The sequence below is a fragment of the Companilactobacillus bobalius genome (assembly GCF_009764355.1).
In genome coordinates this window covers 520,974-532,855 of record NZ_LNUA01000031.1, presented here as the reverse complement: position 1 = coordinate 532,855, position 11,882 = coordinate 520,974, and the positions used below count along the sequence as shown (strand labels likewise).

Below are 11,882 nucleotides of genomic sequence, written 5' to 3'. Positions count from 1 at the left end.
GACAACTTAATTATCATATCGAAGTAACAAGAACATGTCAAGCACTTCTTTAAAATAATTTGGAATCAACGGAGAAGCAATAAAGCTTCAAAGCGTTGATGCCATTGCTCTGTCGCAACAACAAGATATATATTACCAATCGAATAAGAGAGTTGCAACCCTTTTTTATAAAAAAATTGGATTTTTTTCAAAAACTTTTAAACCATTTCTATATGGCGATTATAGTGTTAGTGTTCTTGAAAATAAATAAAAAGCGTTAGAAGTCATTTTACTGGCTTCTAACGCTTATCTATTATTTGCTTAATTCTGGTGCATCAGTTTGATACAAGTCAACCATCGACTTATTATCATTCTGTTCAATCAAACTAGTACCCTTCTTCTTCTCTGCTGCCTTTAACTTCTTCAAAGCTGTACTCTTCTTATATGAGTAATCCTTCTTATTGACAGTTTCAAACCCAGGCAATTTGTGGAATCTTAAGAGATCCCCATTAATAACTCTATCTGATAGAGACAATTCTGTTGTTACTTTATTAGATAGTTTCTCTTTTTCAGTCTTTGAGATCTTCTTATCTACTTTACCTGTCTTGGTATTATAGTAGGTACTTCCAACCTTCGTAACTGTTGGTGAAACAAAGTCACCATTTCTAAATGCCACTACTTGCGAATGTTCACTTGATAGTAAATCACTACCAAATTGAATCATATTCTTATTATCAACACCCAATAGATTCAAGATAGTTGGTAAGACATCAATCTCACCACCATAAGTATGGTTGATTCCACCCTTTAGTCCATCCATATGAATCATAAATGGTACACGTTGATACTGAGCATTATTGAAATCATTAAATCCTTTAATACCTGTAAGTTTAGCCATGGCCTTCTTATGATTATCAGAAATACCATAATGGTCACCATAAAAGACAATCATACTCTTCTTATCTAAACCTGTAGCCTTAAGCCAATCCATGAATTCACCAATAGATTCATCCAAGTATCTAGCTGTTTGGACATAACCATCAACGGTCTTATCTCCAGTATCAGTCTTAGATATACTTTGATTCTTCTTATCCAGTGTATATGGATAATGGTTTGTAACTGTAATCAACTTGGCATAGAACGGTTGTGGCAATTGTTCAATGTATTGTGTTGAATCTTTAAGGAAAATCTTATCCTTCATACCATAACCAACGTTATAACTCTTCTTTTGTTTATAGTAGTTAGAACTAAAGAAGTAATCATAACCCCATGACTTATAAGCATTATCACGATTCCAGAAACTTGGGACATCCCCATGGAATGAAGCCGTAGTATAACCATCTTGATCTAAGATTGCGGGTGCGGCTTGGAAAGTATTGCTTGTACCATCAGTAACCATAGCTGAACCTTCTGGCAAACCAAAGAGTGAATTCTCAAGCATTAATTCAGCATCGGCAGTTTTACCTTGTCCAACTTGGTTAAAGAAGTTATCGAAACTTAATGTATTGTTTTCATGATATATCTTATTAAGGTTAGGTGTTACTTCTTCACCATCCCACTTATAGTCAATCATGAATTGTTGTAAACTCTCCAAATGAATAATGAAGACGTTCTTACTCTTAGCAACACCTGAGTATTCAACATTAGGTTGGACGTAATTATCCTTCATATACTTTTCAATTGAATCAATATCAGAACTCTTTGCTTGCGACTTAACAGCATTAGTCTTTGTCGTCTTAACTAAGTCATAAATATTAAAGACATTTAGGCCTAAATACTTAACGATATAGTTGTTATCGAAAGTTCTTGTTAATAGTTGTGAACGATCACTTTCAGCTAAAGTTAAATTAGCACCAAACAATAATACAGCCAACGAACTGACTAAAACTGGAATACGCCAATTAAATCGTTTGACATCCATCTTTATAAGATGAAAAGCCAATAATAATATCAAGACAATAACATCAAGGAAGACTAGGAAATCAGTTGGCTTTAAAATTCCCATGATACTTTTACCAAGGTTATTGGTTACTGAACCAGAACCCTTGATAAGTACCATTGTTAGGAAGTCTGAGAATTCACGATAGTACAAAATATTCGAGAATAGCCAAACTGAATCTAAGAAATCGATAATCAGAAGAAAGATATATGACTTTCTTCCCTTCATATATAAAGCAATCCCAAACAGCAATAACATGATTGGAATCGGATTGATGATCATTAAAAATGTCTGAATAGATCCTTTTACACCTAAGTTAAACTTAGTCGTATAAGCATAAATCGTTTTCAGAGTGTATAAAAACACAGCTAGGAGTACAAACCCTAGCCTAGTGTTTAGAAACTTGGAAATACCTTTAGTAATACGCTTCATTGTTTTCGCTCCATAGATTTATTAGCAACTTGTTGTTCAATTTTTGGTTTCTTTGAAACTGCGATAATCCCTAAGAACATCCCCAAATAATACGTAATAAATCTCCATAAAAACATACCTAAAATCAAACCTGACGAAGAAGGTATAAATCCAGCAAATAATGTCTTAAAACTGAATTCCGCCCCACCTGATCCACCAGGAATTGGAAAGATTGAGACAATCATAACAATCATAATATGCATAACTAATACATCGATTATATTTACGTGGTCACAATTCAAAGCCAATAAAACAAAATAAACTACAAAGTAGTATAAGAATAATTGCACGATTGTTAGAAGTGATGCTTTAATCACTTTCTTCTTCTCCTGCTTTAAAACTAAACTCTCTTTATAGAAACTATCAATACTGTTTATAGCTGACTGTAAAATTTTATCACGTTTTTCTTCTTTTAGAAAAAATAAAACCGGTTTCAAAATAATTTGTACCATTTTTTTTGTAAAATCGTAGTAATACATGATCATCAACAAGAACGAAATCGTTACAACATGGATTACCATTCCAAAAACAATCAAAGTTGCTAATCCAGAAAAATGTTTAGCAACACTACTAAAACTTACTAACATGGCTACAATGAAATTGACTAGTACCATCGCTTGATAAATGACAAACTTCATCAACAAGACTGAACTAGCACGACCGCCATCAATTTTTGATTGCATCAAACCAAGTAATTGTGCAGGTTGACCACCTGAAGAAAAAGGCGTGATGGCATTAAAAAGTGCTTGAAGTAAAGGAATACGATACATCTCCCACCAGCCAAACTTACGATCTTCTTTCTTTTTCAGTAGCGTATGTAAGACCATCGCCTCAACACCATATGACAATAGGATTGATAAAAACGCTACTGCAAGCCAAAAATAATTTAAACTCTTAAACGTTGAAACCAAGGAATTAAAGTTAATATTCCTAGCTTCCCACCAGAAAATACCAATTCCTAATCCCAACATTACAAAAATTGCTGCTATATGTTTTCTACTCATTATTTATCCTGTTTAGCAATATTATATTGTTCTGTATAAAAGTCATACCAAATTTTACTCAAATTATCTTCTGAGTATTGGTTGGCAGCCTTTTTAGATTTTTTCTTGAAATCCTCTAAAATTGAACGATCTTGATTAGCATGATTAATAAAAGCATTCATATCAGAAAAACCATCAGCTTTTTGATAGTAGCCATCAATAATTGCACGGTATAGTTCCAAATCTCTCAATAGTACTGGAGCACCACAACTGAAAGCCTCTAACACTGACATTGGGAACAATTCATCATATGAAGGTAACAAGAACAAATCACAAATATTATAATAGTTAACTAAATCATTACGATCAACTATTCCTGTGAATGTCATGTTCTTAGGTGCATTATCAATCATATCTTTATAACGGTCATAACCATCAGTGATTTTACCGAATGAAAAACCACCCGCCCAAATAAACTGAATATCTGGGTTAACTTGTGCTAATTTATAAAAATCATCGATTCCCTTTCGTTCTTGAACTTGTCCATCACCAAAAACAACAAACTTATCTTCCGGAACGCCTATCTTTTTACGGAAAGCGGCCTTTTCCTCAGCACTCTTTTCGTAAAAATTATCGGTTGAAACAAAATTAGGGATATATTTGATCTTCTTACGATCCAAACCATGTGCCACCAACTTATCAATAAAGGTTGGATTAACAACTACGATTTGATCCATGCGTTTGTAAAAACTGATTACATAATTATAAAAAATACCACGTGCTGGTTGAGGTAATTTGATACTCCCCTCCAAAGTTTCTGGAAGAAAATGCACGTAGCCAATCTTACGGCCTCTTTTTTTAGAAAATGTAGATAAGTAGAACTGTGGGTCAATCGTATGGTAATGACTTAAATCACTACGATGATAGTCGTTTATCTTAATATCAAATTCATCACTAAAACGATCTTTTAGTAAATTAACCAATTCGATATATGCACTACCTACACCTTGACCTGCAACTTTATCTGCGGATGAAAACATGTTTATTTTAATCATTAGAATACTCCTCTGGATCGATTGATGAATCTGAAAGCTTCTCTCTGACGAAGTAATCCTCGGCATGACGATAGAAATCAAGAATCGAGTTACCAAATCCATCTGATGAAATTCCATACAGTACCTTTTGACGAGCTTCACGGTCATCAAATGAATTAGGGTGATCGAGATATGTCTTAATCTTAGGTACTAATTGATCATCTTGACTGAATGTTACACCAACTGAAGGATCAGTCAACAAGGCATCAGTATAAGGCGCACTTCTAACTACTATTTTTAGACCAGAAGCAATTGCCTCAATATAGGTCAACCCCTGCGATTCCGTATCACTAGAAGATACAAAAAGATCAGCCATATGATAGTATGGTGAAATTTCATCATGAGCCACTTCACCGGTAAAAATAACATTATCGGTAATATTTAGATCCCTACTCATTTGAACTAATTCTTCCATATCGGGACCGTCACCAACAATTACCAACATAATTTTAGGATTATACTTTAATAATTCTGGCATGGATCTGAGCATATGGTCAATTTTTTTCTCTAAAGCAATACGACTAAGCATCAAAATAACCGGCGTATCTTCTGCTATGCCCAATTTTTCTCGTATGATCGATGCATTAACTGGTTTCGTATACTCTGACAAATCAACACCTGTCGGAACAATTGAGATTGGTGCCTTGATGCCATAACGATCCAAAGTCTCTCTTACTTGTTTACTTGGAGCAACAACCCCTGAAGCATTCTTCAAAAATAGCTTTGTCATTTGCTTAACGTGATATGGCTTCAACAAATGACCATTTAAGACATAATGCAAATAATCCTCATACATTGTGTGATATGTATGAACAAATGGAATCTTTAATTGTTTAGCGACAAACTTTCCTATCATTCCCAAAGAAAATTCTGTCTGTGTATGAACGATATCAAGTTTTAATTCTTTAGCCAATTCAACCGCATGAAACATCCCACGAATGGCGATTCTTCTATCCGTAAACGAGATAAAAGGCACACTAGCCAAACGAAAGATATTAGGTTCAATTGTATTCTTAGGTACATTAGGATCTGTTGTCGTAAAAATATAAACAGAATGACCTTTTCTCTCCAGATCATTCTTCAATGTTTGAATTGATGTTGCTACCCCACTAACTTGTGGAAAGTATGTATCAGTAAAAATTCCGATGTTCATAAGATCACATCTCCTTGCAAACTCTATAAAGTAGATTATAACAAAAAAATGAGGGAAGAACTTCCCTCATCTCTGCCTTACTTTATTAATTTACTAAAACTCTTATTTTGCATTAAGAAATAGAAAATCACCGCACCGATAGCTACAACAACTAACTCACCTAGTCCAACCGTAACAAAGTTCAAGGCAAATGGTAATTTCAAGACAAAATGCAATTCTGCCCCAACAATTAATCCATTTACAACGGCACAAATTACAGGTACTAGCCATAAGAATTTTGTCTTAGCAGGAACCCTTGTAATCAAGTAGCAAGCAATTGCTGTTGCTAACGTTCCTAAAATCAAATCGTATGCCCCTAATGATGCACTAAAGATATTTGAGATAAAGCATCCAATAATCAGAGACCAACTATATTTATGATTAAAAAATGGCAATAACATCAGAATCTCTGAAACTCGAAATTGGATTTGACCGTAGGAAAACGCTGAAATAACAGGTGCGATTGTCACTGCTACATAAAGCGCTGCTACCAAAGCCAATTGTGTGATATCTCTTACTTTTAAATTACTCAAAATAAAACCCTCCACTGTTTTAATTAATTCCGCAGGTTCATCAGTGTAAACTGCTCCTAATAGGTTATCTTATTTTCAACCCGGTATCAAGCTAATAAAAAAGACAAAACCACTTATTGGCTTTGTCTTAATAATTTAGTCTAATGTTCCACGTTTACGTAATTGTTCATCAATTAAATCAAGAACCTTTTGACGATCTTCAGGGTTCTCAACGAAATCATACTTGTCACCATCGATTTTCATCTTAGGACTGTAATCATAATCGTCATACCAACCATCATAACGGCTAAGTAGTTGATGATAATATTCTGGCAAAGTTGGATCTTGTTCTGGTTGTTCATATGAACGACCACGTTTTTCGATACGGTGAATCATTGTGTCATATGAAATATCCAAGTGTACCAATAAATCAGGTGCCTTTTTAGCGGCAGCGTATGGTAGTTCTTGCATCATGTTGTCTAGAAGTTCATCGTAAACTTTTACTTCTTGAGGAGTAGCTCTACCCATGTCAGCATTCATATGAAAGAATAGTGAATCTTCGTAAATTGAACGGTCCAAAACATTATTATCTTGTACCATTGCTTTCTTAATTGAATCAAAACGTTTATTCAAAAAGTAAATTTGTAGTAAAAATGCATATTTCTTAGGGTCTTTATAAAATAATGGCAAAACCGGATTATTATCAACTTGTTCATAGAAAGCCTCAGTTCCTAAGTGTTCTGATAAAATAGTCGCCAATGAACTCTTTCCGGCTCCAATTGCGCCGCTCAATACGATCATCATTATTCTCCTCCGTAGCTTTTTAATTCTTTATTTGATTTGTTAATTTGCAAAAAAACAACATTCACTATGATACCACTTCAATTCTATATATTGTATATATTTTTGAAATTTCACCATATGTGGTATTTATCACAAGCACTCGTTTCTTTATTAATAACGTTTTTAAATAATAAAATAATATTTATCATTAAGCCCTATCGTATTCAGCTTAATCATTCTATAATTGGACTGTACTGATTAAGAAAGGGGAAAAAGTATGGGGAAGAAATTACGAAATATTTTTACCGCTCTCATAACTGGATTAGCCGTTATAATTTTAATTCTTACCTTTAACACTAATAATGTTAAAGCTGCTAAAAACTATACTAGTTCTGATATGATTACAAGCGGTTCTATTAATAAACAAGACAAGATTTACAGCATGAGCAGTACCGTACCAATCACATACGAGTACGATACGACTGGTTACAAACTTGAAAATGGCGATACTTTGACTATCGACGTGCCAAGTCCCTTAGCCGTTACACCAAACGATACTCCATTCAATGTTGTTGGTGACAATGGTGAAGTCATTGGTACAGCTATTTTGAATAGTAGTAATCAAATTGTTGTTACCTTCAACGAAAATGTTGAGGAACTTGAAAGTGTCAAAGGGACGCTTTCTATCAACACAGGAGTTACCGTAGATCGTAATAAAGCTGAAGTTGGTTCAAATGATGTTTATTTCCCTATTAAGGATAAGAATACTCAACAAAGCATTCTTCAAACCAAAGCCAGTGACAAAAACATCTCGAAAAAGGGTGTCTTTGGTACTGATGCCGAGGGTAACGAAATCGTTACTTGGACTATCCTTGCCAACCGTAATGAATTAAACTTCGGTACAATGAGCGTCTTTGATACTATTACTGATCCTAATTTAGAATATGTATCTGGCTCTGTTGTCGTTCAAGAGGCTACCTGGAAGGATAAGGAAACTGGTACCTATAAACGCGGAGATACCGTTCCTTCAAGCAATTACACTCTAAATGAGTCTGGAAATGGATTTGATTTAACCATTCCAAATTCTGGAAAACAAATGTACGCTATAACCTTCCAAACTAAAGTTACAGATCCAAGCAAAGTAACTGATGGAACAGTCTTTAGAAACGACGCTACAATGACAGGAAAAGTTACTGGTAACGGTAATGAGTCACAGGAAATCAATGAAACAGCTTCTGGAAAAGTTTCTGGTGGAACTAATTCCGGTAATGGTAGTGGTAACAAACTCGGTAGTGCTACATTGACTAAATTCAATGAACAAGACAACACTACTCCATTAGCAGGCGCCGTTTATGATCTTTACAAAGTTGGTTCAGATACTCCTGTTCAAACTAATTTGACTACTGATGAAAATGGTCAAATCAAGCTAAATAATCTTGGTGCCGGCGACTATTACTTCAAAGAAGTCACAGCCCCTGCTGGTTATCAATTGAATGAAAACGAAATTCCATTTACCATAACGGGACAAACTACAGCACCTGTTCAAGTAACTGGTGTTGACGAACCTGAAAAAGAAGAATTAGGTTCAATTGTTATTAAGAAAATTGATGCTGAAACTGGCTACAAATTAGCCGGTGCCGAATTCAACATTGTTAATGATAAAGGTGAAGTTGTTGGAACAATCACTACCGACCGTTTAGGTCTTGGCCATTTCTACAACCTACCAGTTGGACATTATAAATTAGTTGAAACTAAAGCTCCCGAAGGTTATCTCAAAGGCGAAGATATTGAATTCGATATTAGTGCTGATAATCTAACACCAAAAATGATTTCCGTTGAAAACGAAAAAGAAATTACTGGTGAAAATGGCTATAGTGCAGTTCTTCAAAAATTTGATCGTGATGATTTAACAGTTGGCGTCCCTGGTGCTGAATATACTCTTTATGGTGATGATGGTATTGCTCTAGAAACTGCCGTAACAAATGAGCTAGGTGTTATCAAAATTGACAATCTTAAACCTGGCAAGTATTACTTCCTAGAAACTAAAGCTCCTGAAGGTTATGATTTAAATCCTGATAAGATTCCATTTACTATCACTGAGAACTCCAATGAGACCGGTGTTGGTACATTAGAAACATCAGACCCTAAGACCGTCACAACTGAACCTGGTGATAACAATAATGGTAATGAAGGTAATACTCAAGAACCCGGCGACAATAATGGTAATGAAGGCAATACTTCTAAACCCGATGAAAATGGTAACGGTGATAAAGATGACAACGATAGTGGTTTAATCGTTGATCCTGAACATCCCGCTACAGACAATAACAATAATGAAGGTGGACTTATCACTAACCCATTGAACCCTGACACTTCAAATAATGGCAATAGTTCTACTTCAGAATCCAATACTGACAAACTTCCTCAAACTGGTGCTGAATCTGGTTTGCTAGCAAGTCTTCTAGGATTCGTTCTTCTAATTAGCATCACTTATCTTAATCGTCGTCATGCTTAATTAGACAAATTAAAAATGGACTGAGAAAAAATTCTCAGTCCATTTTTTTGTCTCAATATATTTTAGAAAGCTCCACCACCGGAACCTCCTCCAAAACCACCAGACGAGCCTCCTGAGAAACCGCCGGATCCACCTGAGATACTTGATGAGCCCCCTGCTGAAATTGCTCCTGTAAAAGCTGTTTGGAAGCCTGTATTGCTATTAAGAAAACTACTACTCCCAATATAATAATATGCAATAGCCGAATTATTAACCACATCAGCTCCAAAGTTAACTTTCAAGGCCTTAATTACTTTATCAGAAACACCGAAGATAACCGCATATGGCAAGAATCGTTCCCAAAGGATAATGTCGCCAACCTCAGCCATTTTAATATCATCAATATCCTCTAGCATTCGTTTAAAGGCTCTAATTTTGTTAACTTCTTCTTCACCTAAATTTGTATATGGTGTAATCTTTTTCTTTACGATTACATACGGAATCCAAGCCACAAGACCAATAACTACTAGAATTGCGCCACTGAGTAGAACTGTACTGCTAAGAATTAAAGAAATCATCAGCATGATACCAAGGATAATATCAACGGCTATTGTGGCAACTTTAAAACTATCAACCAAATTCATATTTCCTAAATCTAAATATTTCTCTCGACCCTTTGCCGCATCTTTAGCCCACTTATCAAATTTTTTAGTCATCTTGTCGTCATTGCTACGAGCAAATTTACGAATGTCTTTCAACCGGACTGATTTACCATCACCGATCTTATCAATTAAATATTTAAAAAATTCATTGGTAGGTGGAACCAGTGCCGTAATTTGGTAGTCTTTACCGATTTTATCAATTTTCATACGACGATAGCCAACTTCATTCAACAAATCAGCTGTTAAAGAATTGCTATTAGCCTTGGATTGACGATCCAAAATTATTTCAGTAAAACTAGGAATAAATTCTGGTTCGTCAAAGAAATGATGCAAAGGTGTTGGTATTTGATGCTTTTGTCCCGGGTTCTTGCGTAATTTAATAAATTGATAGAGATAAATAATAACAATAAACACTCCAGCAATCGCCATCATTATCCAATAAAAATTCTTTTCTCGTTGTCGTCTAGCATTAGCCGCTTCAGCTTTTGACTTTTCTGCAGCTAGAATTCTCGCTTTAGCCTTCTTATTGACGATGTTCTTATTATCAGCAGTTACAGTTACGGGAAAAATAATATGACTTTCCACTGATTGATTAGCAGGCAATTCATCCAAAGTCATTACTACTTGACCATTTTTCTTGTCCACCTCTGTATGTCCCGATAATAGTCCGTGAGTCCAGGCCTGCAATTGCGTAATATTCTTCTTTGGAAAATTCAAGGTTAGCTTAATGTTATTCAAATCGTTATCCCAACCATTACCAATAATTTTCCAATTTAGCTCAGCTGTATCTAAATAATTAGTGATTACTCCATAAAGTTGATATTTATAAGTATAAGTCACCATTTCTGAATCAACGGCGTGATAAACTTTCATATCCATCGAATTATCGGTTCTAGTAACTCTAACAGTATTATTCTGATTTGAATCATTGTTGACCAATGTCTTAGCCCCAGATCCATTATTATAAGTGACGACTGGATCACTGGCACCCTTGATTCCCTTTAAATCTTGATTGTAATAAACACCATGATAATCGCCTTGAAAATCATAAACAATTTTTTGTGTTAAATCAGCATTACCATCTTTTTTGATATCGACAGTAACGTCATAATTTTTCACTGTAAATTTATCAGCTTTTACATCAGTGGTAGTTTGAAATGCTAGAAAAATCGCTAAGAAAGCAAATAATAGCCCTACTAGTTTTTTCATCTGATCCCCCATGAATCATTAATAAACTAATTTTATCATATTTTAACACTTTAAAAATTTGGGTAAAAAAAAGCGATCAACCGAAAGGTTAATACGCATTCTTAACAATACGTTGAATTTCTCTTTCTTGATCACGCTTTTTAATTGTTTCACGTTTATCGTATTTTCTTTTACCTTCAGCTACGCCAATCAATACTTTAGCAAAACCATGCTTTAAGTAAACTTTCAAAGGAATTACTGTAATTCCCTTTTCTTGAACTGTAGAGCTTATTTTACGAATTTCCTTCTTATGTAAAAGCAATTTACGATTTCTCAATGGATCGTGATTAAACTGGTTTCCTTGATCATAAACGCTGATATTAACGTTTTCTAACCAAAGTTCCCCATTATGGGGTTGAACGAAACCATCTTTAATATTGATTTTACTAGCACGAACTGACTTAATCTCAGTTCCTGTCAAAGAAATACCCGCCTCATATGTATCTAAAATATTGTAGTCATGACGAGCCTTACGATTATTAGCTACCTCACTAGCAGCCTTTGTGTGATGTTTCTTCATCGTTC

At 34.8% G+C, this 11,882-nt stretch carries 9 protein-coding genes; 1 reads left to right on the top strand and 8 read right to left on the bottom strand.

What is annotated here, in order from left to right; all coding sequences use genetic code 11:
- Positions 1 to 292 precede the first annotated feature (292 nt).
- The 6 genes from ATN92_RS06965 to ATN92_RS06940 all read right to left on the bottom strand — a co-directional run bounded on the left by ATN92_RS06965 (position 293) and on the right by ATN92_RS06940 (position 6,971).
- Positions 293 to 2,350 (bottom strand): LTA synthase family protein, encoded by a 2,058-nt coding sequence (locus tag ATN92_RS06965; protein WP_056954014.1) that lies wholly within the window; start codon positions 2,348 to 2,350, stop codon positions 293 to 295.
- Positions 2,347 to 3,393 carry a lysylphosphatidylglycerol synthase transmembrane domain-containing protein gene (locus ATN92_RS06960; protein ID WP_056954012.1) on the bottom strand — a complete coding sequence of 349 codons (1,047 nt, stop codon included), beginning with the start codon at positions 3,391 to 3,393 and terminating at the stop codon, positions 2,347 to 2,349. Before ATN92_RS06960 ends, ATN92_RS06965 begins: the two co-directional genes overlap by 4 nt.
- Positions 3,393 to 4,427, bottom strand: a complete 1,035-nt coding sequence (locus tag ATN92_RS06955; protein ID WP_025085904.1) for a glycosyltransferase family 4 protein — start codon at positions 4,425 to 4,427, stop codon at positions 3,393 to 3,395. The genes ATN92_RS06960 and ATN92_RS06955 overlap by 1 nt, the downstream gene beginning before the upstream one ends.
- On the bottom strand, positions 4,420 to 5,619 hold the full coding sequence (locus tag ATN92_RS06950; protein ID WP_056954011.1) for a glycosyltransferase family 4 protein: 1,200 nt from the start codon (positions 5,617 to 5,619) through the stop codon (positions 4,420 to 4,422). The genes ATN92_RS06955 and ATN92_RS06950 overlap by 8 nt, the downstream gene beginning before the upstream one ends.
- A 77-nt stretch (positions 5,620 to 5,696) precedes the next feature.
- The gene (locus ATN92_RS06945) at positions 5,697 to 6,191 is read right to left on the bottom strand and encodes a QueT transporter family protein (protein WP_056954009.1); all 495 of its coding nucleotides are present in this window, start codon (positions 6,189 to 6,191) and stop codon (positions 5,697 to 5,699) included.
- Between the two features lie 135 nt (positions 6,192 to 6,326).
- Positions 6,327 to 6,971 (bottom strand): deoxynucleoside kinase, encoded by a 645-nt coding sequence (locus tag ATN92_RS06940; RefSeq protein WP_034544351.1) that lies wholly within the window; start codon positions 6,969 to 6,971, stop codon positions 6,327 to 6,329.
- 259 nt (positions 6,972 to 7,230) lie between these two features.
- Here ATN92_RS06940 and ATN92_RS06935 point away from each other — a divergent pair, with 259 nt between their 5' ends.
- Positions 7,231 to 9,468, top strand: a complete 2,238-nt coding sequence (locus ATN92_RS06935; RefSeq protein ID WP_056954007.1) for an LPXTG cell wall anchor domain-containing protein — start codon at positions 7,231 to 7,233, stop codon at positions 9,466 to 9,468.
- A gap of 62 nt (positions 9,469 to 9,530) precedes the next feature.
- Here ATN92_RS06935 and ATN92_RS06930 read toward each other — a convergent pair whose 3' ends face one another.
- On the bottom strand, positions 9,531 to 11,318 hold the full coding sequence (locus ATN92_RS06930) for a DUF2207 domain-containing protein (protein WP_056954005.1): 1,788 nt from the start codon (positions 11,316 to 11,318) through the stop codon (positions 9,531 to 9,533).
- A gap of 88 nt (positions 11,319 to 11,406) precedes the next feature.
- Positions 11,407 to 11,877, bottom strand: coding sequence for an SsrA-binding protein SmpB (smpB, locus tag ATN92_RS06925; RefSeq protein WP_056954003.1), 471 nt, complete (start codon positions 11,875 to 11,877; stop codon positions 11,407 to 11,409).
- Positions 11,878 to 11,882 lie beyond the last annotated feature (5 nt).

Coding starts and splice junctions, on each gene's coding strand:
- ATN92_RS06965 (WP_056954014.1), bottom strand. CDS start 2,350: ATGAAGCGTATTACTAAAGGTATTTCCAAGTTTCTAAACACTAGGCTA.
- ATN92_RS06960 (WP_056954012.1), bottom strand. CDS start 3,393: ATGAGTAGAAAACATATAGCAGCAATTTTTGTAATGTTGGGATTAGGA.
- ATN92_RS06955 (WP_025085904.1), bottom strand. CDS start 4,427: ATGATTAAAATAAACATGTTTTCATCCGCAGATAAAGTTGCAGGTCAA.
- ATN92_RS06950 (WP_056954011.1), bottom strand. CDS start 5,619: ATGAACATCGGAATTTTTACTGATACATACTTTCCACAAGTTAGTGGG.
- ATN92_RS06940 (WP_034544351.1), bottom strand. CDS start 6,971: ATGATCGTATTGAGCGGCGCAATTGGAGCCGGAAAGAGTTCATTGGCG.
- ATN92_RS06935 (WP_056954007.1), top strand. CDS start 7,231: ATGGGGAAGAAATTACGAAATATTTTTACCGCTCTCATAACTGGATTA.
- ATN92_RS06930 (WP_056954005.1), bottom strand. CDS start 11,318: ATGAAAAAACTAGTAGGGCTATTATTTGCTTTCTTAGCGATTTTTCTA.
- smpB (WP_056954003.1), bottom strand. CDS start 11,877: ATGAAGAAACATCACACAAAGGCTGCTAGTGAGGTAGCTAATAATCGT.